At 68.6% G+C, this 22,223-nt stretch carries 23 protein-coding genes; 7 read left to right on the top strand and 16 right to left on the bottom strand.

What is annotated here, in order from left to right:
* Window positions 1–6: 6 nt before the first annotated feature.
* From G361_RS0131300 to G361_RS45560, 5 genes are read right to left on the bottom strand one after another with little or no spacing between them, the layout of a single operon-like run.
* Window positions 7–759, bottom strand: a complete 753-nt coding sequence (locus tag G361_RS0131300; RefSeq protein WP_019931087.1) for an ESX secretion-associated protein EspG — start codon at window positions 757–759, stop codon at window positions 7–9.
* Window positions 760–762: 3 nt separating this feature from the next.
* Window positions 763–1,971, bottom strand: coding sequence for a hypothetical protein (locus tag G361_RS0131305; RefSeq protein ID WP_063711921.1), 1,209 nt, complete (start codon window positions 1,969–1,971; stop codon window positions 763–765).
* On the bottom strand, window positions 1,968–2,471 hold the full coding sequence (locus G361_RS0131310; protein ID WP_019931089.1) for a hypothetical protein: 504 nt from the start codon (window positions 2,469–2,471) through the stop codon (window positions 1,968–1,970). The genes G361_RS0131305 and G361_RS0131310 overlap by 4 nt, the downstream gene beginning before the upstream one ends.
* 50 nt (window positions 2,472–2,521) lie before the next feature.
* Window positions 2,522–3,220 carry a DUF3558 domain-containing protein gene (locus G361_RS48715; protein WP_369797965.1) on the bottom strand — a complete coding sequence of 233 codons (699 nt, stop codon included), beginning with the start codon at window positions 3,218–3,220 and terminating at the stop codon, window positions 2,522–2,524.
* A 55-nt stretch (window positions 3,221–3,275) separates the two neighbouring features.
* Window positions 3,276–5,285 (bottom strand): MDR family MFS transporter, encoded by a 2,010-nt coding sequence (locus G361_RS45560; RefSeq protein WP_036496113.1) that lies wholly within the window; start codon window positions 5,283–5,285, stop codon window positions 3,276–3,278.
* 190 nt (window positions 5,286–5,475) lie between these two features.
* Between G361_RS45560 and G361_RS0131325 the strand changes: the two genes are divergently transcribed.
* Genes G361_RS0131325 through G361_RS0131335 form a run of 3 tightly spaced genes read left to right on the top strand, consistent with a single transcriptional unit; the run spans window position 5,476 to window position 7,233 of the window.
* Window positions 5,476–6,351 (top strand): oxidoreductase, encoded by an 876-nt coding sequence (locus G361_RS0131325; RefSeq protein ID WP_019931092.1) that lies wholly within the window; start codon window positions 5,476–5,478, stop codon window positions 6,349–6,351.
* Window positions 6,352–6,391: 40 nt separating this feature from the next.
* Window positions 6,392–6,850 (top strand): hypothetical protein, encoded by a 459-nt coding sequence (locus G361_RS0131330; protein WP_019931093.1) that lies wholly within the window; start codon window positions 6,392–6,394, stop codon window positions 6,848–6,850.
* Window positions 6,847–7,233, top strand: a complete 387-nt coding sequence (locus G361_RS0131335; RefSeq protein WP_019931094.1) for a DUF3817 domain-containing protein — start codon at window positions 6,847–6,849, stop codon at window positions 7,231–7,233. Before G361_RS0131330 ends, G361_RS0131335 begins: the two co-directional genes overlap by 4 nt.
* 66 nt (window positions 7,234–7,299) lie before the next feature.
* Here the strand turns inward: G361_RS0131335 and rdgB are convergent, their stop codons facing one another.
* From rdgB to clpS, 10 genes are all read right to left on the bottom strand, one after another.
* Window positions 7,300–7,908 carry an RdgB/HAM1 family non-canonical purine NTP pyrophosphatase gene (gene rdgB / locus G361_RS0131340; protein ID WP_019931095.1) on the bottom strand — a complete coding sequence of 203 codons (609 nt, stop codon included), beginning with the start codon at window positions 7,906–7,908 and terminating at the stop codon, window positions 7,300–7,302.
* Entirely contained in the window at window positions 7,905–8,663 is a 759-nt protein-coding gene (gene rph / locus G361_RS0131345; protein ID WP_019931096.1) for a ribonuclease PH, read from the bottom strand. Before rph ends, rdgB begins: the two co-directional genes overlap by 4 nt.
* Window positions 8,664–8,750: 87 nt before the next feature.
* The gene (locus G361_RS0131350) at window positions 8,751–9,518 is read right to left on the bottom strand and encodes a cyclic nucleotide-degrading phosphodiesterase (protein ID WP_026343730.1); all 768 of its coding nucleotides are present in this window, start codon (window positions 9,516–9,518) and stop codon (window positions 8,751–8,753) included.
* Between the two features lie 60 nt (window positions 9,519–9,578).
* Window positions 9,579–10,223 carry a rhomboid family intramembrane serine protease gene (locus G361_RS0131355; protein WP_026343731.1) on the bottom strand — a complete coding sequence of 215 codons (645 nt, stop codon included), beginning with the start codon at window positions 10,221–10,223 and terminating at the stop codon, window positions 9,579–9,581.
* 44 nt (window positions 10,224–10,267) lie between these two features.
* On the bottom strand, window positions 10,268–11,230 hold the full coding sequence (locus tag G361_RS0131360; protein WP_019931099.1) for a PLP-dependent cysteine synthase family protein: 963 nt from the start codon (window positions 11,228–11,230) through the stop codon (window positions 10,268–10,270).
* A 3-nt stretch (window positions 11,231–11,233) separates the two neighbouring features.
* A complete protein-coding gene (locus tag G361_RS0131365; protein ID WP_019931100.1) occupies window positions 11,234–11,512 on the bottom strand; it encodes a MoaD/ThiS family protein in 279 nt (92 codons plus the stop codon).
* 43 nt (window positions 11,513–11,555) lie between these two features.
* Window positions 11,556–11,984: a Mov34/MPN/PAD-1 family protein gene (locus G361_RS0131370; RefSeq protein ID WP_019931101.1), complete on the bottom strand. Its 429-nt coding sequence runs from the start codon at window positions 11,982–11,984 to the stop codon at window positions 11,556–11,558.
* A 135-nt stretch (window positions 11,985–12,119) separates the two neighbouring features.
* Window positions 12,120–13,205, bottom strand: a complete 1,086-nt coding sequence (locus tag G361_RS0131375; protein ID WP_019931102.1) for a P1 family peptidase — start codon at window positions 13,203–13,205, stop codon at window positions 12,120–12,122.
* Window positions 13,205–13,774 (bottom strand): DUF2017 domain-containing protein, encoded by a 570-nt coding sequence (locus G361_RS0131380; RefSeq protein WP_026343732.1) that lies wholly within the window; start codon window positions 13,772–13,774, stop codon window positions 13,205–13,207. The genes G361_RS0131375 and G361_RS0131380 overlap by 1 nt, the downstream gene beginning before the upstream one ends.
* 22 nt (window positions 13,775–13,796) lie before the next feature.
* Window positions 13,797–14,141: an ATP-dependent Clp protease adapter ClpS gene (gene clpS / locus G361_RS0131385; protein WP_052172931.1), complete on the bottom strand. Its 345-nt coding sequence runs from the start codon at window positions 14,139–14,141 to the stop codon at window positions 13,797–13,799.
* Between the two features lie 122 nt (window positions 14,142–14,263).
* Between clpS and G361_RS0131390 the strand changes: the two genes are divergently transcribed.
* The 3 genes from G361_RS0131390 to G361_RS0131400 are packed head-to-tail and all read left to right on the top strand — an operon-like array spanning window position 14,264 to window position 18,295.
* Entirely contained in the window at window positions 14,264–15,589 is a 1,326-nt protein-coding gene (locus G361_RS0131390; RefSeq protein WP_019931105.1) for a nicotinate phosphoribosyltransferase, read from the top strand.
* A 44-nt stretch (window positions 15,590–15,633) separates the two neighbouring features.
* Window positions 15,634–16,215, top strand: coding sequence for a nicotinamidase (locus tag G361_RS0131395; RefSeq protein WP_026343734.1), 582 nt, complete (start codon window positions 15,634–15,636; stop codon window positions 16,213–16,215).
* 34 nt (window positions 16,216–16,249) lie between these two features.
* Window positions 16,250–18,295, top strand: a complete 2,046-nt coding sequence (locus G361_RS0131400; RefSeq protein WP_019931107.1) for an ATP-dependent DNA helicase — start codon at window positions 16,250–16,252, stop codon at window positions 18,293–18,295.
* 161 nt (window positions 18,296–18,456) lie between these two features.
* Here G361_RS0131400 and G361_RS0131405 read toward each other — a convergent pair whose 3' ends face one another.
* Complete coding sequence (locus tag G361_RS0131405; protein WP_019931108.1) at window positions 18,457–19,821, bottom strand: NCS2 family permease; 1,365 nt, start codon at window positions 19,819–19,821, stop codon at window positions 18,457–18,459.
* A gap of 268 nt (window positions 19,822–20,089) precedes the next feature.
* On the opposite strand from G361_RS0131405, the gene G361_RS0131410 reads away from it, so the two are divergent.
* On the top strand, window positions 20,090–22,144 hold the full coding sequence (locus G361_RS0131410; RefSeq protein WP_019931109.1) for an AMP-binding protein: 2,055 nt from the start codon (window positions 20,090–20,092) through the stop codon (window positions 22,142–22,144).
* Window positions 22,145–22,223 lie beyond the last annotated feature (79 nt).

Below are 22,223 nucleotides of genomic sequence, written 5' to 3' on the forward strand. Positions count from 1 at the left end.
TGCTCGTTACCAGCGTTCTTGGGCGCGTTGGCGTTTCAGGGTGTGGTCGATCCACGTGGTGAACAGGGTGGTGAGGTCGGGGATGGCGGCCGGGCGGAGGGTGAGGTGGTCGCGGGTCAGTTGTTGCAGGTAGCGGCCGTCGCCGGGGATGTCGAGCCATTGGGTGGTGAACGACGGGGTCGGCTCCGCGTAGAGGGGGCCGGTGGTCAGGGCGGCTACACCGCCGCCGTCTGCTCGGCGGATTCGCTGGCGTAGGCGGCGGCGTGGATCCGGCCGATGGTCTTCGGGTGCGGTGTCTGCGGTGAGGTCGGCCCGGTGGAAGGTTTCCGGTTGTTCGGTGCCGGCCGGGTGGCGGGGCAGGATGCGGGCCAGACGGGACGGCAGTTCGGCGGGGGTGAAGAGACGGCAACGGATGCGACCGTGCACGGTGGCGGTGGCGGTCTGGGTGAGCAGGACCGCGTGGTGGGTGGTTCGGGCACCCAGGACTCGGTACTGACGTGGGTCGCCGTTTCCGAGAGTTGTGGAATCGCCGAGGATTTCGATGCGCAGGTCGGCCGCGTCCAGCGTGTGGAATGCCAGGTGGATGAGGTCGGTTTCGTCGCGGTCGTAGCGGGCGCGCACTGCGGTGCGGTGTTGGGCTACCTGGTTCGTGGTCGGGAACCTGCTCGTGTAGGACAATGGCCGGGGGAATCGGTCGTGTGCGTCGCTGTTCCAGAGGACCGCGAAATCATCCGGGTCCCAATCCCATTCGGTTGTCATCGGTCAGGGTGTCTCGGGGGTGGGTGCGGGTTCCTCGGCGCCGATCACGCCGCCGGGCAGCGTGTGCGGCGGTGTACCCAGCAGGTCCTCGGCGTTCTGCTTGTTCTTCAGCCAGTCCGGCGACTTGTGGGTGCGGTCGTCGTCCTCGGATTTCCCCTTGCCCGGCGGAGCCATGCCCGGCATGCCCATACCGGGGACACCTGGGGCGCCCGCCCGTGCAGCCAATGGACGTCCGGAAGTTCCTGTCGCAGTTGGATTTCCGGGGACGCTGCGACCGGGGGTTGCACCGACAGGACCACCGGCGTCGCCGAGCCCGCCGGTTCCGTAGCCGCCGCCCGGTTGGCTCTGTGGGCCCAGGCCGGTCGGCCTGGTCGTCGTGTCGCCGGGAGTTGTTCCGGCCGAACGAGTTTCATCCGGGTTCGAGCTGCTGGACCGTGTCGGTTGGTCCGCAGCGCGATCCGGGCCGGTCGAGTCCGCCGATGGGCCGCTCGCGCCGGCGGGCTGGTCCGGGGTGCCCTGCTCGGTGTGGCCGTCGGCGGCTGGGCCGCCATCCGGGCCGCCGGTGCCGTTGGGACCGCTGTAGCCGTTGCCGCTGGTCCCGCCCGGTCCGGGACCGACACCGGACTGTCCGGGCTGCCACGAGTACAGCGGGCTGGTCGGCGAAACCGGTTCGGGGAGAACGGGGATGCGCGAATCCGCGTGAACGAAGTCGACCAGGTAGTTGTTCTGCATCGCGGCCTGCGCCTTCGCCTTGGCCTCGTTGATCTTCGTGACCGAGCGCGATCCGTGGTGGATGAAATCCCACCCATCGGTGTTGAAGGCGTGCGCGTACCAAGGGCCGACCGTCGACTGAGGTTCCGGTTCGACGCCCTTCTTGGTATTCACGATTCCGGTGGCCGCCGTCGTCACCTGTTCGGCGAGGGCCATCAGCGCGGGAGTCAGATCCTCGGCACGCTGTGCGTAATTGTTGATCGCTTCGCGGGATGCCTCGGCGGCCGGACCGTCCCAGGCGGACGCGCTGGACCGCTGGATCCTGGCGGCGAAAGTCGCGACGTCGGCCGCCCAGGTCCGAGCCATATGGTCGTACTTGTCGGCGGCGTTGTTGGCATCGGTCGTGTCCTGAGGATGGAAGGCGTGGTAGAGATCCCAGTGCTCGAACGCCGCCGGATTCTCCTTGTCCGCGATGTGCGGAGGTTCGCTCGCGATGCTCATCGCCACTTCCCTTCCCCGGTCTGCATCGGCCCTTGGATCGCAGCCGTCCCGATCGAACTCGGCGGCATATTCGCCATCAACTCGTTGTACCGAGCAGCGAACACCTGATCGGTTTCCACGTACCGCTGAGCGATCGTGCGATGGAGCTGCTGAAGCGCATCCACGATCTGGTAGTGCCGGTCGAGGATGTCATGGACATTGTTGGCGCCGTCCTTACCGGGATCGACTACGGCGGCCTTGGCCCGGAACCGATGAACCACAGTCTTGGCAGAGGTCAGGATCTCCTGATCCTCGCCGAGACCCCATTTCTTCTGCTCTGAAACATTCTTCGCAATCTGCATCAGCTTCTGAATCGAGTCCTTGAAGGCATCACAATCGCGTTCGATATAGGCGAACTCTTCAGCGTTCACGCGCATGTCGGCATTGAAGCTGACGTTCAGATGCCCGTTCTTCGCCTCGGATATGAGGTCCGCCAGTGGCGGAAGTGATGGCACCGGCATCGGATTCGACTCCTCCCGTTGGCTCCAGATACCATAACGACTACCTCGAATCAGGCCGATGCCGGGATCAGCGGAACAACTTTACCGGCAAGGCTTTTCGCAATCTCACACGTATCCGAATCGCCTGTCTTGCGACGGGATGCCGGATTGTCCAGTGAGAACGAAAGACTCCCACCTTTGATTTCGACATCGAGCAGGCAGTCGTGCCGCAGGTCGGTGGCGTCGCTGTCGTGATACGTGATCGCCACCCGGCCACCGAGGTTCAACTCCTCGGCGATTTTGAAACCGGTATTCGCGCGGACCATTGGAAGCGTAATGTTCGTTGTGCGAATCGAGACGGAATACCCGTCGGACTGTACCCACACACACCCCCTCCACTGCGTACCACCGTTACCGTTGGAATCGTCTCTTTCCTTGCCGTGCAATTGCTCCGAATCCAGTACCGGTTTCAACACATCCGAACATGGATCGAACCCCGTCGGCGCAGGCGGCAACGCCGGGGAAGACCCCACCGCACCACTCGCAGCCGTCCCCCCACCCCCATCCTTCCCACACCCCATCAACCCACTCCCCACCACACCGAGCACACAAACACTCCCGAGAACCCGCCCCCAACCGTTCATGCGAATCCCCTCGGCGCCGGTACGACAGACCAGGTCACCAGGGTCGGCCGGCTCTCCGCCCCCAGATCGGCTGCGGCCGACCCTACTCGCCCGCGCGCGACGCCTGCAACCCATCCGAACGAACATTCACTCCGCGCACACTCAGCACCGCAATTCCGCACTCACGCACCCTGTTCAGCGGTTATGCGGCAATCCGGAGCTGATCCTCTTCCTCGTCGAGCATGCGTGCCGCGATATTGTCCATCGCCCGATCGAGCAGTGCGCGATCGTCGGCGTCCGGGCAGTCCCAATCCTTCAGCTGGCCACCGACCCAGTCCCGGAGCGCGGCACGCAGCCGGTCGGACTCCGCCTGCCCGGCGGGCGTGAATTCGATTCGGTCACCGAAGAATTCGATGCGGCCCTCGTGCACCGCCCGGCCGAAGGCCGGTTGCAGGACGTCCGGGGGCATATGGTGCGAACGGGCGATGTCGACCAGGGTGACGTGGCCGCGGACCCGGTTGTATTTCCGCACCTGCCCGAGTACCCACGCCTGCCCGGGGCTGAGCGAACTGCCCGCCAGCGACAGCAGATTGGGGGCGGGCACCTCGTGCGTCCGGACCTTCCGCAGCAGTGCGCCGAGCGCGTTCTCCAGCAGCACCAGGCGATCCGGCGATTCCGGCATCGAGAATCCGGTCCCGACGTCCGAGGCCTCGGCTCGCGCACTGTCGCGCAGCGGCACCTGTTTCAGGAACCACGCCACCAGGAATCCGAGCACGATCACCGGCAGCACCCAGCGGAACACGTAGTCGATGGTGGCAGCGTAGGCGTCGATGATCGGCATCGCCTCGGCGGCCGGAAGGCGCCGGAGCAGTTGGGGATTCTGCGCCGCCGCGGGCGGTACCTGCGGGACCTCGGCCAGGGCGCCGCGCAGGTTCGGGCCGATCCGGTTGTTGTACAGCGTGCCGAAAATGGCTGTGCCGAAGGTACTTCCGAGGGTCCGGAAGAAGGTCACCGCACTGGTCGCGGTGCCCAGATCGGCATACGGCACCGTGTTCTGCACGACGATGGTGAGCACCTGCATGGACAGGCCGATCCCCAGACCGAGGATCAGCATGTACAGCGATTCCTTCCACACGCCGGTGCTGCGGCCCATCGTCGACATCAGATACAGGCCGACACCCATCACGGCGGTGCCGATGATCGGGAAGATCTTGTATCGGCCGGTGCGGCCGACCACCTGCCCGGACAGGATCGAGGTGGTGAACAGGCCGACCACCAGCGGCAACGTCCGGATGCCGGAGGCGGTCGCGGTCACGCCGTTCACGAATTGCAGATAGGCGGGCAGGTAGGTCATCGCGCCGAGCATCGCGAATCCGACGATGAAACTCAGAACGGAACAGACCGTGACGACGTTGGACCGGAACAGATGCATCGGCAGCATCGGTTCCGCGGCCCGCAATTCCACGAAGACGAAGGCCGCCAACAGGATCGCGGCCACGACGAACAATCCGATGATCGTCGCCGACTTCCACGGATATTCGTTCCCGCCCCATTCCAGCGCGAGGATCAGGCAACTGACGCCGACGGCGACCAGCGCGATACCGAGGTAGTCGATCACCGGACGCTGCACGGCCCGCATCGCCGGAATGGTCCGGGCCGCGACCACCAGCATGACCAGCGCCACCGGCACATTGACGTAGAAGCACCAGCGCCAGCTGATGTGGTCGGTGAACAGTCCGCCCAGCGTCGGCCCGAGCACGGTCGTGACGCCGAACACCGCACCCATCGCACCCTGATATTTGCCGCGGTCGCGCAGCGGGATGACGTCGGCGATCAGCGCCATCGAGGTGACCATCAGGCCGCCGGCGCCCACCCCCTGGATCGCGCGGGCCACGATGAGCAGGAACATTCCGTGTGCCATACCCGCCACGATCGAGCCGATGATGAAGATCAGCCCGCTGACCTGGAACACCCGTTTGCGGCCGAACAGGTCGCCGAATTTACCGGCCAGTGCCGTGGTGACCGCCTCGGCCAGCAGGTACGAGGTCACCACCCACGCCATGTGGCCCGCCCCGCCGAGGTCGGCCACAATCGTCGGCAGCGCCGTGGAGACGATGGTCTGGTCGAGTGCGGCCATCAACATGCCGAGCATGATGGTGAGGAACACCACGACCCGGCTCGAGCTCGTCTGCGCTGCGTGGGCACCGGCCATGCGTTTCAGTATGGGTGCGGCCGTTGTGATCACCGGGCAGGGACACGGCATCGTGACCAGCGCATTCACCCCCGGTGACCGGCACTTCGGCCACTTCGCCACCACTCGAACTTACTCTCAAGTAAGGTCGGGGCGAGGGGTTGTGACGACACATCTCCGACCATTCCGGCAGCAGTGAGGTCCGACAACCATGGCGTGGAAGCCCACCGACATCCCGGATCAGACCGGGCGCACCTTCGTCATCACCGGCGCCAACGGCGGCATCGGCAAGCACACCACCAAGGCCCTCGCCGCCAGGGGCGCGACCGTGATCATGGCCTGCCGCAACGCGACCAAGGCGCAGCAGGTGGCCGACGGAATCCCCGGCGACGTCCGGGTGCGGGCACTGGACCTCGCCGACCTCGCCTCGGTCCGCGCCTTCGCGGACGAGACCGGCGACTTCGACGTGCTGATCAACAATGCCGGCCTGATGAACATCCCGTTCTCCCGGACCGCCGACGGCTTCGAAACCCAGTGGGGCGTCAACCATCTCGGCCATTTCGCGCTCACCGGCCTGCTGCTGGACCGGATCGGCGACCGGGTCGTCACGCTGGCCAGCATCGCGCATCGGCAGACCCCGAAGCTCTGGATCGACGATCTGAACTACGAGCAGCGCCGCTACCAGCGCAATCTCGCCTATGCCCAGGCCAAGCTGTCGAATCTGATGTTCGCCCGCGAACTGCAGCATCGGCTCGCGGAGGCGCGGTCGCCGAAGCGCTCGTACGCCGTCCACCCCGGCGTCTCGGCCACCGATCTGTTCACCCGGACCGAGACGCCGGTGGACTGGGTGGCCAAGCCCGTGATCGCGCTGATCGGCCACTCCCCCAAACACGCGGCCGAGTCCAGCCTGTTCGCCGCCACCACGGTCGATGCCGATCCGGATACCTATTGGGGTCCGACCTGGCTGTTCGGGTCCCGCGGCCCGGTCCGGCCCTCGCCGTCGAGCCGGTTGTCGCGCGACCGGGACCTGCAGCGGCGGCTGTGGGAGGAATCCGAGCAACGCACCGGGGTGAGCTACAAGTTCTGATCGAGCCCAGCGCTACGTTCCGGTGTAGTAGACGAGTACCGTGGTGGTCGTGCCCGCTCCACACCGCCGCCCGGCGCTGATCCTGTTTGTGGTCGTTGCCGCACTCGGGTGTCTCGCGCTCGGCTGGTGGCAGTGGGGCCGGTTCGAGTCCGCGAGCGGCACCGCGCAGAATCTCGGCTACGCGTTGCAGTGGCCGCTGTTCGCCGGATTCGTGGTCTTCGCGTACATCCGTTTCATCCGGTTGGAGCGCGAGGCCGAGGAACCGGCGGACGAGACCGAGCGGCCGCAACCGGGCCTGCTCGCCAAGCTGTCCAAGCCGGCCGGGCCGCGCGAGATCCCGGCGGGCATCCTGCCGGAGCGACCGGCCGCGGCCCGCGCCGACGATCCCGTGGTCGCCGAATACAACCAGTACCTGGCCGAATTGAACGCGCGCGATCTGCACCAGCAGATCCGCGCCGCCGGGCTCGAAGCCCGCGACACCGAGAGGAGCGCCGGTTGAGCGCCGACAACTCCACCGACACCACCGGCGGCCGCACCGAGGTGCAGGCGCCGGGCCCGGTGGCGGCGGGCACCGCCGCCAAGGTGAAGCCCGCCCTGCTGCGCTACCGCACGCTGGCGTGGGCCACCGGTATCTGGCTGCTGTTGCTCACCGCCGAGATCATCGCCAAGTACGGCTTCGACGTGCACACCCCGAACTGGATCGCCGTGGTGCACGGCTGGGTGTACTTCGTCTATCTGATCGTCACCGCCGACCTGGCCATCAAGGTGCGGTGGCCGCTGACCCGCACCATCGGCACCCTGCTCGCGGGCACCATTCCGCTGCTGTCGTTCTTCGTCGAGCACTGGAATGCCAAGCAGGTCAAGCAGGCTTATTCGCTCTGAGCGAGCTGTGCGATGCGGCCGGGCGAATCCGGCCGCATCGATCGGATCGCGCCGATCGATGCGGCATCAGGAGACGGCCAGGGCCTCCAAGGCCGGGAGCAGAGCGCGCAGGGCGCGGCCGCGATGTGAGGCGGCGTCCTTTTCGGCGGGGGTGAGCTCGGCGGCCGAGACGTCGCCGCCGTCCGGGACGAACAGCGGGTCGTAACCGAAGCCCCCGCTGCCGGCCGGTTCGCGGGCGACCCGCCCCGGCCATTCGCCGATCATGACGACCTCGCGGCCGTCGACCACCAGCGCGCAGGCGGAGACGAAGCGGGCGCCGCGGCGTTCGTCGGGCACATCCTTCAGCTGGGCCAGCAGCAGTGCGTTGTTGGCGGCGTCGTCGCCGTGGCCGCCGGACCAGCGGGCCGACAGCACCCCCGGCATACCGTTGAGCGCGTCCACCGAGATACCGGAATCGTCTGCGACACAAGGCAATCCGGTGGCGGCAGCGCCGTCACGGGCCTTGGCCAGGGCATTCTCCTCGAAGGTCGCGCCGGTCTCCGGGGCCTCGTGGTAGGGCGGCACCTCGTCCAGGCCGACGATCTCCAGCCCCTCGACGCCGGCCTCGGCCAGGATGCGGCGCAGTTCGTTCAGCTTCTTCGCGTTGCGACTGGCGACCAGGACCCGGCGGCTCACTTCTTCTTCTCCGGCAGTGCCCCGGGATACGGCAGCGCCAGCGCCTCCTTCTGGACGGCGAACAGTCGCTCGCAGCCGGCCAGCGCGGAATCCAGCAATTTGTCGAGGGTGGAGCGCGGGAAGGTGGCGCCCTCGCCGGTGCCCTGGATCTCCACCAGGGTGCCGGTGTCGGTGGCGACCACGTTCATGTCCACCTCGGCGCGCGAATCCTCCTCGTACGGAAGGTCGAGCCGCACCCGGCCGTCGACCACGCCGACGCTGACCGCGGCGATCATGCACGACAGCGGCTGCGGATCGGCGAGTTGCCCGGCAGCGCCGAGGTAGGTGACGGCGTCGGCCAGCGCCACGTACGCGCCGGTGATGGCGGCGGTCCGGGTACCGCCGTCGGCCTGCAGGACATCGCAGTCGATGGCGATGGTGTTCTCCCCGATCGCGGCCAGGTCGATGCAGGCGCGCAGCGAGCGGCCGACCAGCCGGCTGATCTCCTGGGTGCGGCCACCGACCTTGCCCTTCACCGACTCCCGGCCGCTGCGGGTGTGGGTGGCCGCCGGTAGCATCGCGTATTCGGCTGTGAGCCAACCCAATCCGGAGTCCCGGCGCCACGGCGGCACGCCGTCGGTGACGCTCGCGGTGCACATCACCCGCGTCTGCCCGAACTCCACCAGCACCGACCCGGCGGGATGCGTGGTGAATCCCCGGGTGATCCGGACCTCGCGGAGCTCGTCGTCCGCCCTGCCATCGGCTCGTCTAGACACGGCACTCACCCTAGACGGTGCCCGCGACCACGTAGCGCACGGCCGCGCGGCGACTCGGCAACGGCTCGCGCGCAGGGCCTTCGGCCGTCAGGCCAGATCGATGACCTCGCCCGGGGACACCGCGTGCACCGGGCCGCTGAACTGGGCCTTCGCCTCGGCGATGACATCCTCGCGGGAGGTCCACGGCGGAATGTGGGTGAGCAGCAGCTCACCGACGCCGGCCTCGGCGGCGATCAGGCCGGCCTCGGTGCCGGACAGGTGGATTCCCGGCGGCCGGTTGTCCGGATCGTGCGTCCACGATGCCTCCGACAGCAGCACGTCCGCACCGGCGGCCAATTCGAAAACCGCTGGGCACAAGGCGGTGTCGCCGGTGTAGACGAGCGTACGACCGGCCGGGCCGGTGATCCGCAGGCCGTAGGATTCCGGCGGGTGGTACATGCGGCGCGCGGTGACGGTGTAGCCCTCGCCGAATGCGGAGGTCACGCCCTCGGACCAGGTCCGCAGGTCGATCACGTCGGACCAGTCGTCGCATTCGCCGCCGACCTCGGCCGAGGCGTTGCCGATGCGCACCGCGGAATCGACCGGCCCGAACAGGGTGGCGCGGCCGCTCGGCGGATTCGGGTGATAGCGCCGCCATACCAGCAAGCCGGGCAGATCGAGGCAGTGATCGGCGTGCAGATGGGTGAGGAAGATGTCGACCGCGCCCGGATCCTGGAACCGTTGCAGCGCGCCCAGCACGCCGGGCCCGAAGTCGATCACCGTCGGAGTCATTCCCGGTCCGGTGAGCAGGTAACCCGACGCGGGAGAATCCGGGCCGGACACACTGCCCGAGCACCCGAGGACGGTGAGGCGCATGCCCACATGCTGCCACGCTGCCGGCTCGTTCACGACGCGATCCCCCCAAGCACCCGGCCGCTACGACTGCCCGAGGGGCGACACAGACGGTCCCACGGAGCCTCCACGGCGGCGACGACGTTCATCTCCGGAGAGTACCCACCCCGCCAGCAATCCACCCAGGGCGCCGAAAAGATGACCTTGCCAAGAGATTCCGGGCTGACCCGGCAGCACACCCCACAGGATGGATCCGTAGAACACCCCGACGAGCACACCGATCAAGATCTGCCAGAGGTTGCGGGCGAACAGCCCGCGCGAGATGAGATAGGTCAGCCAGCCGAACACCAGCACCGACGCACCGAGGTGGATCGTGCCGTCGGCGCCGGTGAGCCAGGTGCCGAATTCGCCGACCACCCAGACGATCGCGGTCGCGGCCAGACCCCGGCCGATGCCGGTGAGCAGGGTGAGCAGCCCGAGTACGAGCACCGGCACGGTGTTTCCGATCAGGTGCTCCCAATTGGCATGCAGCAGTGGGCCGAACGCGATGCCCTCCAGGCCGCCGATCGTGCGCGGACGCACCCCGCCCTGATCCAGCTCGTGGTTCGTGGCGGTGTCGATGCCCTCGATACCGTAGAGCAGCGCAACGAAACCCAGCGTCAGCACGATCGACTGCTGCCACAACCGAGCCACTGCGCCGGGACGTCGATCGGTGTTGTCGAGCGTCACTGCCCACCTCCTCGCGAGGACCTCCCACGAGCGTACCCGGCGGTTCAGGCCCAGAGTTGCCCGTCCAGTTTCTCTTCGGCTTCTTCCAGGGTGCCGTCGTAGGCGCCGGTCGACAGATACTTCCAGCCGCCGTCGGCCACCACGAACGCGATATCGGCGCGGACGCCCGCCGTCAGCGCCTTGGCGCCGACGCCGAGTGCCGCGTGCAGGATCGCGCCGGTGGAGATGCCCGCGAAGATGCCCTCCTCCAGCACCAGTTCGCGGGTCCGCCGCACCGCGTCGTACGGGCCGACGGAGAACCGTGAGGTCAGCACCGCTTCGTCGTACAGTTCCGGCACGAAGCCCTCGTCGAGGTTGCGCAGGCCGTAGACCAGCTCGCCGTAGCGCGGTTCGGCCGCCACGACCCGGACGTCCGGGACCTGTTCCCGCAGATAGCGGCCGGCGCCCATCAGGGTGCCGGTGGTGCCGAGGCCCGCGACGAAATGGGTGATCTCCGGCAGATCGGCGAGGATCTCGGGGCCGGTGCCCTCGTAGTGCGACTGCGCGTTGGCCGGATTGCCGTACTGGTACAGCATCACCCAGTCCGGGTGTTCGGCGGCGATCTTCTTCGCCATGGCCACGGCCTGATTGGAGCCGCCCGCGGCGGGCGAGCCGATGATCTCGGCGCCGAACATGGTGAGCAGCTGCCGGCGTTCCACCGAGGTGTTCTCCGGCATCACGCACACCAGCCGGTAGCCCTTCAGCTTGGCCGCCATGGCCAGCGAGATACCGGTGTTGCCGCTGGTCGGCTCGAGGATGGTGCAACCGGGTTGCAGCAGACCCTCGGCCTCGGCCTGCTCGATCATGCGCAGCGCCGGTCGGTCCTTGATGGAACCGGTGGGGTTGCGGTCCTCCAGCTTGGCCCACAGCCGCACATGGTCGTCACCGTCCCAGCGCGGCGACAGCGAGCGCAGGCCCACCAGCGGCGTGTTGCCGAGGGTTTCGATCAGCGATTCGTAGCGGGCCACGGTTCAGCGGGCTCCGCCGGCGACCGCGGGCAGGATGGTGACGGTCCCGTTCTCCGGCACCTCGGCCTCCAGCCCACCGGCGAAGCGGACGTCCTCGTCGTCGACGTAGATGTTGACGTAGCGGTTGAGCTTGCCGTCGGACAGCAGCCGCTCCCGCAGGCCGGTGTAGTTGGTCTCCAGGTCGTCGATCACCGCGGCCAGGGTTGTGCCGCTGGCCTGCACCCGCTTCTCACCCCCGGTGAGGGTGCGCATGATGGTCGGGATGGACACGGTCACCGGCATGAGGACTCCTTGTTTCGCGTTCCGGGTTGTCGATCGACGGGCGTCAGGCCACGGTGTCGGAATAGGCGGGGACGACCTGCACCGGTTCCTCGGTGACCACGCCGTCGAGAATGCGGTAGCTGCGCAGCTCGTACTGTTCCGGGTCGCGGGTGGAGACCAGGACGTAGTGCGCGTTCGGCTCGGAGGCGTAGGAGACGTCGGTGCGGCTCGGGTAGGCCTCGGTGGCGGTGTGCGAGTGGTAGACCACCACCGGCTCCTCGTCGCGGTCGTCCATCTCCCGCCACAGCCGCAACTGTTCACCGGAGTCGAACCGGTAGAAGGTGGGCGAGCGTTCGGCGTTGACCATCGGCACGAACCGCTCGGGCCGGTCGGAACCCTCGGGACCGGCGATGATGCCGCAGGCCTCGTCCGGATGGTCGGTGCGGGCGTGTGCCACCATCGCGTCCACGAGGTCCGCCCTGATCACCAGCACAGTCGCCGTCCTTCCGTTCGCGGCCCGGCCGGGGACCGCCGCCGCTGTCGTCAACGGACCAGAATATTCGCCTATTCCCGGCAGTCTGCTTCCGGTGCCATGCCGCCCGGCCCGGCGATGCCGCTCCGGCGTGGCCTACCGTCCGGCCCGGTCGACCGCTCGATCACCGAAAACGTCTGTGTAGGAAGGGATTCCGGCAACCGTGTGGGCCGACAGCAATCCGTCGACGATCGCCCGCTCGGTCGCCAGCGCGGCGGCGGCGCACAGGTCGGCGACCCGGAGGGTGCGGGCCAAGGGGGTCTTCGGTCCGTACGCCTCGGGATCCAGGACCCGCGCACCGGTCGCGAGCGCGAAGAAACAGTCGCCGTCCAACGGGGTGTGGGCCGGTCGGACCGCGCGGGACAACCCGTCGTGCGCGGACATGGCCAGCCGCTCGGCCTCGCCCGGTTCCAGTTCGGCGTCGGTGGCGACCACGCCGATGGTGGTGTTGAGCGAGGCGCCCTTCGGCGGCAGGGCCGCCGCCCGGGCCAGCTGTTCCGACGTGGCGGACCGCAGCCCGAAGTGATCGGCGCCGTCGCTGCCGACACCCCAGGGCAGTCCGGTGCGAGGATCGAAGGTGGCCCCGGCCGCGTTGACGGTCGCGAGCGCCGCGACCGTGCAGCCGGCGGCGGGTCCGTCGAGGATATGGATGCTCGCGGTGCCGATCCCGCCCTTCAGCACCCCGGCCTGGGCCCCGGTACCGGCGCCGACGCAGCCGCGTGCGACCTCGGGGCCCGCGGCGTCGGCCGCGCGGTAGCCGAATTCGGCGGTGGGCCGGATGTCCCAGGCGCCCAGAGGGAGATCGAAGATGACCGCGCCGGACACGATCGGCACGATCTTGGCCGGATCGGCGGGATCCATCGGAATGCCCTGGCCGTGTTCCTCCAGCCAGCGCATCACGCCGTCGGCGGCGGCCAGGCCGTAGGCGCTGCCACCGGTCAGCAGGATCGCGTCGACCCGGCGCACGGTGTTGTGCGGATCGAGCAGATCGGTCTCGCGGGTCCCCGGGCCGCCGCCGCGCACGTCGACGGCCGCCGTCGCACCGCCGGGAGCCCGGACGACCGTACAGCCGGTGGCGGCCCCGGTTCCCCGGGTCACCTCCGCGTCCAGGGCCTGGTGGTGACCGACGAGCAACCCGGCGACATCGGTCAAGGCGTTGCGGGGCCCGGTTTCGATCTTCATCAGGAGGTCATCGCCTGCAGCAGGGAGTCCTGCATCCAGGTGAGCCAGTGGTACACGTCCAGGTGCGGGGCGCGGGGATCGTGCGGATCGAGGTGGTCGGGTGTGTCGGCATCCACGCCGAGGGCCGTGCCCAGGGCCAGCCGGACGTCGTTGAGGGCGATCAGCCACGCGTCGGCCTGTTCCGGGGTGATCAGGATCTTGCCGCCCTGAGCGGGCAGCGTATCCAGTACCACCGAGCCGGCGGCCACCTTCGCCTCGATGATGTCGGGCTCGTGCAGGCTGCGCAGCGCGCTGTTGAGATCCGCACGGTCGGCGTCCGGCGAGCCGGGTTCACTGCGATGGAATTCGGGTAGCAGCCGGGCCAGTCTCGGGTCGTCCGGCGGATTGCTGTTGCCGGTCCGTAACCCGGTGAGGGCGGCCAGATCGTCTTCCGGGGCGGATCGGGCCCGATCGGCGAGCAGGCCGGTCACCGCGCCCACCAGCGAACGCAGTACCTCGGCCTCCCGCGCATCCATTTCGGACCGCAGCTTGAGCCCGCTCAGCGAGTTCTTCCTGCTCCATTTGCGCACGGGTTTACGGTAGTCGCCCCGATTACTCGTCACGCTGCATGGTGGCCCACAGGCCTGCCGCGTGTAGTCGCTGGACGTCGTGCTCCATCTTGTCCCGGGAACCGGAGGAGACGACCGCCTTGCCCTCGTTGTGGACCTTGAGCATGAGCTCCGTAGCCTTGGATTTGCTGTAGCCGAACAGCTTTTGGAAGATGTAGGTCACGTAGTGCATCAGGTTCACCGGGTCGTCCCAGACGACCGTGACCCACGGACGGTCCTCGGCCTCCAGGATCTCGGTGACCTCGACCGCCTCGGGCGTCGCCTGCGGGGCCGCCATCCGTACGACCACGTCGGCCGGACCGACGGCAAACCGGACAGCGCCCTCCATGCACAGACCCATAACCTTCAGGGTACGACTCGGCCCGCGGGAAACAACACCCGCCGCATGCGGATTGTCCTTTTCGAGATGACGGCCGACACCACCGGCGCGGCGCTGTCTACAGTGGCCTGGTGGACACCTCGGATGCCTCCGGCACCGCCGCGGCCAGTACCGCGCTGCTGACCGATCAGTACGAATTGACCATGCTCGCTGCGGCGCTGACCGACGGGTCGGCGGACCGGCGTTGCAGTTTCGAAGTATTCGCCAGGCGATTGCCGAACGGCCGGCGCTACGGCGTGGTGGCCGGCACCGGCCGGCTGCTGGATGCCTTGGCCGACTTCCGCTTCGGTGAGCCCGAACTCGCGGTGGTGGCCGGATTCCTCGACGACCGCACGCTGGAATGGCTGCGCGGGTACCGATTCGGCGGCGACATCGACGGATATCGCGAGGGCGACCTGTATTTCCCGGGCTCGCCGATCCTGTCGGTGCGGGGCAGCTTCGCCGAATGCGTGGTGCTGGAGACGCTGATCCTGTCGATCCTCAACCACGACAGCGCGATCGCGTCGGCGGCCGCGCGGATGGTGAGCGCCGCCGGGGATCGCAACATGATCGAGATGGGCTCGCGGCGCACCCACGAACTGGCCGCGCCCGCCAGCTCGCGGGCGGCCTACCTGGCCGGTTTCGACGCCACGTCCAATCTGGAAGCGGTGCGGCGGTTCGGCGTACCGGGTGCGGGCACCAGCGCGCACGCGTTCACCCTGTTGCACAGCGGACCGGACGGTCAGGACGAGGCCGCGGCGTTCCGCACCCAGATCGAGGCGCTCGGGCTCGGCACCACGCTGCTGGTCGACACCTACGACATCGCCAAGGGCGTGGCGACCGCGATCGAGGTCGCCGGGCCCGGATTGGGCGGCGTGCGCATCGATTCCGGTGATCTGGGCGTGCTGGCCCGGCAGGTGCGCGATCAGCTGGACGCGCTGGGGGCGACCGGGACCCGGATCGTGGTGTCCGGCGATCTGGACGAGTATGCGATCGCCTCGCTGCGCGCCGAGCCGGTCGACGTGTACGGCGTCGGCACCTCTCTGGTGACCGGATCCGGCGCGCCGACCGCCGGGATGGTCTACAAGCTGGTCGAGGTGGACGGCACGCCGGTGGCCAAGCGTTCCAGTCACAAGGAGTCCCGCGGCGGCGCCAAGACCGCGGTGCGCCTGGCCCGCCCGACCGGGACCATCGTGGAGGAGATCGTGTATCCGATCGCCGCTCCCGCGCCGGAGCCGGACGGTTTCGAGACCCGGGAGCTGCTGGTGCCGCTGGTCCGCGGGGGCCGGGTGCTCGGCGATCGGCCCACCCTGCGGGAGAGCCGCGATCTGGTCGCGCGCGGACTGGTCAGTCTGCCCTGGGAGGGGCTGAAGCTTTCCGCCGGGGAGCCCGCGATCCCCACGACGTTCCTACAATGAAGCCGTGCCCGCTCGGTGCGGGCGAAAACGAGGTGTGCGAGACCATGAACTCCCCGGACGGGAACAGGGCACTCATCGTCGTCGACGTGCAGAACGACTTCTGCGAGGGCGGCTCGCTGGCCGTCACCGGCGGGGCCGCGGTGGCCGGGCGGATCAGCGAGTATCTCGGCGTCGCCGACTATGCCGCGATCGTGGCGACCCGCGACTATCACATCGACCCGGGCGCTCATTTCTCCGCGCAGCCGGATTATGTCGACAGCTGGCCGCCGCACTGCCGGGTCGGGACGCCCGGCGCCGACTTCCACCCGGATCTCGACACCGCGCGCGTCGCCGAGGTCTTCTCCAAGGGTGCGTACAGCGCCGCGTACTCGGGCTTCGAGGGCAGTGCCGGCGACGGCTCCGGCCTCGCGGACTGGTTGCGCGCCAACGGGATCGGCGCGGTCGACGTGTGCGGCATCGCCACCGACCACTGTGTCCGGGCAACCGCCCTGGACGCGGCGGCCGAGGGCCTGCGCACCCGGGTCCTGCTGGGTCTCACCGCCGCCGTCACACCGGCCACGGTCGGCCGGGTCCTCGACGAGATGCGTTCCGCCGGAATCGAACTCACCGGCAACCTGGAGTCCTGAGCGACTTGTCGGCGGGTGGCAGTAGTCTGCCTGGGTGCCCGAACTCCCCGCTGTCCCGGCCCTGCTGGCAACCGCCGTCGAGGCGCTCGGCGGTAAGGCGCGCACAGGTCAGCAGACCATGGCGGCGGCGGTCGCGCACTCCATCGACACCAAGGAACACCTCGCGGTGCAGGCCGGTACCGGCACCGGCAAGTCGCTGGCCTATCTGGTGCCGAGCCTGCGGCACGCGGTGCACACCGGCCGCACGGTGGTGGTCTCCACCGCGACCATCGCGCTGCAGCGGCAGCTGGTGGACCGGGACCTGCCGCGGCTGTCGGAGGCCCTGGCGAAGGTGCTGGGCCGCACGCCGAAGTACGCGATCCTCAAGGGCCGCAACAACTATCTGTGCCTGAACAAGATCAACAGTGTCATCCCGGACGACTCGGGCGAGGCCGAACTGTTCGACGCGTTCGCCATCTCCAAACTCGGCCGCGAGGTGCAGCGGCTCAACGAATGGGCCTCCGACACCGAGACCGGCGACCGGGACGAGCTGGTCCCCGGCGTCACCGATCGGGCGTGGCGGCAGGTCAGCGTGTCGTCGCGGGAATGTCTGGGCAAGGGCCGCTGTCCGTTCGGGGTGGACTGTTTCGCCGAGAAGGCCCGCGCCGAATCGGGCCAGGCCGATGTGGTGGTCACCAACCACGCGCTGCTGGCGATCGACGCGATCAGCGGCGTGCAGGTCCTGCCCGAGCACGATGTGGTGGTCGTCGACGAGGCGCACGAACTGGTCGACCGGGTCACCGGCGTGGCCACCGCGGAACTGTCGACGGCCGCGATCAGCGCCGCCGCCCGCCGCTGCACGAAGCTGATCGACGAGCAGGAGGTCGACCGGCTGGAGGCGGCGGCCGAGTCCTGGCACCAACTCCTCGAGGAGCTGCCGCCGGGCCGCTGGGACCGGCTGCCGGAGGGCGCCGCACCGGTGCTGGCGATGATCCGCGACGCCGCCTGGAACTGCCGCACCGCGCTGGGCCCACAGACCGGCGGTGCCGCCGCGGCCGATCCCGAGGGCGCCGCGGCCCGCAATCTCGCGCTGTCCGGTATCGAGGAGGTGCACGACGCCGCAGTCCGGGTGCTCACCACCTTCGACGACGACGATCCCGCGGCCCGCCGCGATGTGGTGTGGCTGGCCGCGGAGGAGGTGCGGGGCATCGCCCGCCGGAGTCTGCACATGGCGCCGCTGTCGGTGGGCGGGCTGCTGCGCAGCCGGTTGTTCGGCACGTCCACGGTGATCCTGGCGTCGGCGACGCTCCAGATCGGCGGGTCGTTCGACGCGCTCGCCGTCACCTGGGGACTACCCCCGCAGTCCGCGCACACCGTCGACCCGGCCCTGGCCAACGGCGCCGAGGCGCCCTCGGACACCGGATCGGTGCGCTGGAACGCCCTCGACGTCGGTTCGCCGTTCGACCACGCCAAGTCGGGCATCCTCTACGTGGCCAAACATCTGCCGATCCCGGGCCGGGACGGACTGCCCCCGGCCTATCTGGACGAGATCCAGCGGCTGGTCACCGCCGCCGGCGGCCGCACCCTCGGCCTGTTCTCCTCGATGCGGGCGGCGAAGGCCGCGACCGAGGCACTGCGCGGACGCCTGGACACCCCGGTGCTGTGCCAGGGTGAGGATGCCACCGGTGTGCTGGTTCGGCGGTTCGCCGAGGATCCGGCCACCTCACTGTTCGGCACGCTGTCGCTGTGGCAGGGGGTGGATGTCCCGGGCCCGTCGCTGAGCCTGGTGATCCTCGACCGCATCCCGTTCCCCCGGCCCGACGATCCGCTGCTGGTGGCCCGGCAGAAGGCGGTGGAATCCCGCGGCGGCAACGGATTTCTCGCCATCGCCGCCAATCACGCGGCGCTGCTGCTCGCGCAGGGCACCGGCCGGTTGCTGCGCAGCGTCGACGACCGCGGCGTGGTGGCCATCCTCGATCCGCGCCTGGTCACCGCTCGCTACGGGCCCTACCTGCGGGCCTCGCTGCCGCCCTACTGGGAGACCTCCGATCCGGAGGTCGTGGCCAAGGCCCTGCAGCGGCTGACCGCGGCCGCTGTGTGAACCATGTGAAAATTCACACGGCAACCCGGGTATCTTCTGGACGGAAGTAAACTGGACAGCGGTACTCCGGTGAATCCCCCAATTCCCCATCGGATGTATCGCCGTCCCCGCGCCGCGCCCTGCAACCTGGCGCGGGGACCTGGGGGAATCCCGCTCGGCGGCTAGTCGGCGAGGAAGAAGAAGTAGCCGAGGAACACCAGCATCAGCACCCACATCACCGGGTGCACCTCGCGGATCCGCCGCTTGGCCACCATCACCACCGGGTAGAACAGCAGCCCCATCGCGATGCCGTTCGCGATCGAATAGGTCAGCGGCATCATGATCACGGTCAGGAAGGCCGGAATCGCGTATTCCAGCTTGTTCCACTCGATGTCGCCGAGTGCGCGGGCCATCAGCACACCCACCACGATCAGCGCCGGCGCGGTCACCGCGGGCGCGCCGGCCACGACGGCGAACACCGGGAAGAAGAACATCGCCACCGCGAACCAGCCCGCGGTCGTCACCGCGGTCAGCCCGGTCCGGCCGCCCGCGCTCACCCCGGCGGTGGATTCCACATAGGCCGTGGTGGTGGAGGTGCCGATGATCGCGCCGGCCGTGGTGCCGATCGAGTCGGCGGCCAGCGCCTGCGCCGCGCGCGGCAGCTTCCCGTCCTCGCCGAGCAGCCCGGCCTGGTTGGCGATGCCGATCAGGGTGCCGGAGGCGTCGAAGAAATCGACGAACAGCATGGTGAGCACGACGATCGCCATCTGACCGGTGAAGGCGTGCGGGAGGTGGACGATCGCCTGCCCGAAGGTCTGATCCAGTCCGTGCGGCGTGCCCACGACCGCGTGCGGCAGTCGCACCAGCCCGCTGACGATGCCGACCACGGTCGTCGCGACGATGCCGTAGAGCACCGCGCCGTGCCGGCCGAGCACCAGGAACACCACGGTCACCAGCAATCCGAACAGCGCCAGTAGCGTAGTGCCCCTGGTGAAGTCGCCGAGATGCACGAGGGTGGCGTCGTCGGCGATCACGATCCCGGAGTTCTTCAGGCCCAGGAACGCCACGAACATGCCGATACCCGCCCCGACGGCCAGCTTCATCTGCAACGGGATGGCGTCGATGATCTTCTCGCGGATCCTGGTGATCGCCAGCACGAAGAAGACGACGCCGGACAGCAGGGTGCCCGACAACGCCTCCTGCCAGCGGATACCCATTCCGAGCACCACCGAGTAGGCGAAGAAGGCGTTGAGTCCCATCCCCGGCGCGAGCGCCACCGGATAGCGCGCCCACAATCCCATCACCAGCGTGCCGACCACGGCGGCCACGGCGGTGGCGGTGAACACCGCCTGCGTCGGGATGCCACGGGAACCGAGCGGGCCGTGGTCGCCGAGGACCGCCGGATTGACCGCCAGCACATAGGACATGGCGAGGAACGTGACCGTCCCGGCCATGATCTCGCGCCGGACGGTCGACCCGAGCCGGGAGATCCCGAAGTAGGCGTCGACGCGACCGGTGGACTCCGGTTGGACGTCGGTTGTCGTCATCAGATGTCTCCACCCCGCCGAACGAATGAGCTGCCCCCGGCACGGTAGCCGCCGCGACACGCCGGAGGGAAATCGCCATGGTTAATCACTGGCAATCCACCTCGCCACCACTTGAGCGGAACCTCGGGTCACATGCAATTACCGGGCAATTAACCGAATAATTCACCTAAAATCCGACTTTCCTTGACCGAATCTGGGAGTGCCGTTACAAATACGTTATTCCGGCCATCCGCGCCTTCGCGCCCGACCGAGTGAGAAGTGCAAGCTGTTGGTTACCGATATCGTCGACACCACCGTGGACCTCCCCGTCGCACGGGCCGCCGTGTGGGAACTGCTGCGCGACCCGCAGATCTATCCCCGGATATTTCCCGGGATCGGGGCCTGTGAACAACTCGGCTCCGCCGAACCCGGCAGCGTGCAACTGCGGCTGCGGATCGGCCGGGACGCCACCGACGTCCGCGTCGTCGAGGCGCGGCTCACCCTCGGGCGCGAGCCGGAGAGCCTGGATCTGCGCAGCACCGACGGCGCCTTCGCCGCCGTCCGGCTGCACGACGAGAGCGGCCGCGGACGCCGCACCCGGGTCACCGTCACCCTCTTCGCCGCCGACCGCCTGCATCCGGTGGCGGCCTCGGCGAACAAGCGCGCCGTCACCGAGTGGGTGACCGGCGGCCTGAATCGGCTCGCCGATCTGGTGCGCGGCGCACCCACCTCGACCGTGGTCAACGGGGAGGACACCCCGCTGCGGCAGCAGGCGGAGGTGGCGCGGCGGATGGTCGCCACCGGCGTGGTCCGCACCTATCGTCCCGATCGCGGACTACGGCAGATGGGCCGGCTGGCGAAGTGGGGTTTCACCCTGGCCGGCGGCTACGCGGCGGCCGCCGCGCATTCCCCGGACCGGCTCGCGATCATCGACGACCGCGCCGACCGCACCTTCGCCGAGATGCACGACCGGACCCATGCCCTGGCCGCCGCACTCGCCGACCTCGGGTACGGGCCGGGCGATACCATCGGCGTGTTGTCGCGCAACCATGCGGAGATGGTCGAGATCATGGTCGCTGCGGGGAAACTCGGCGTCGATGCGGTGCTGCTCAATACCGGTATGGCGGCCGCTCGGTTCGAGGAGATCGCGGGTAAGCATCGGATGTCGGCGATCTTCGCCGATCCCGGGCTGGAATGGCTGGTTCGGTACCTGCCGCCGGAGATTCCCCGGTTCTGCACCGTCGGGGCGCCGCCGGCGCGGGACCGGCTGACGATCGAGGATCTGATCGGCGCCGGAACCGGTGAATTCGAGCGGCCGGAGTCGCCGGGGCGGGAGATCGTGCTCACCTCCGGGACGAGCGGTTCTCCTAAGAGTGCTCGGCGGCCGCAGCCCAAGGGGTTCGGCACGGTCGCGGCGCTGTTGTCGCGAATTCCGTTGCGGATCAACGAGACCATGCTGATACCGGCGCCTTTGTTCCACACTTGGGGGCTGGCGGCGCTGCAGATCAGCACGCCGCTGCGCGCGACCGTCGTGCTGCCGGATCGGTTCGATGCGGAGGACTGTCTGCGGCTGATCGAGGAGTACGGCGTCACCAGTTTGATCGTGGTGCCGGTGATGGTTAATCGGATCCTCGATCTGCCCGAACGCGTTCGTGAACGGTACGATCTGTCCAGTCTGCGGGTGGTTGCCAGTTGTGGGGCGCCGCTGTCCGAGGCCGCGGTGCTGCGCTTCCTGGACGGGTTCGGTGACATTCTCTACAACGTGTACGGGTCCACCGAGGTGTCCTGGGCCACCATCGCCGATCCGGCGGATCTGCGGCTGGCCCCTGCCTGCGCGGGGCGGCCGCCGCTGGGCACGCGGGTGGGGGTGCTGGGTAAGGATCTGCGGCCGTTGCCGGTCGGGGCGACGGGGAGCATCTTCGTCGGCAACCATATGTTGTTCGACGGGTATACCGATGCCGGGGCTCCGGCCGAGGCCGACGGGATGCTCGATACCGGCGATGTGGGGTATCTGGATGCGGATGGGCGGTTGTTCGTGGCCGGGCGGGGGGACGAGATGATCATCTCGGGTGGGGAGAATGTGTTCCCGCGGCCGGTGGAGGAGGCGTTGGCGCATCTGCCGCAGGTCAGTGAGGTTGCGGTGGTGGGTGTGCCGGATTATGAATACGGGCAGCGGCTGGCGGCGTTCGTTGTCGCTCGGGACGGCTCACGGCTGGATGCCGATATGGTTCGCGATTACATTCGGCATCGGCTGGGGCGGTTCTCGGTTCCTCGCGACATCACGTTTCTGGACAGTCTTCCTCGGAATGCCACTGGGAAGATTTTGAAGCGGACGTTGGCTTGAGGGGTTGGGGGTTGGGGGGCGTTTGCTGGTCTTGGTGAGTTGGTCCGGGTTGAGTGGGGCTGGGGCTGAGTGTTGGGCC

The organism is Nocardia sp. BMG111209, assembly GCF_000381925.1.
Taxonomy (GTDB): Bacteria; Actinomycetota; Actinomycetes; order Mycobacteriales; family Mycobacteriaceae; genus Nocardia.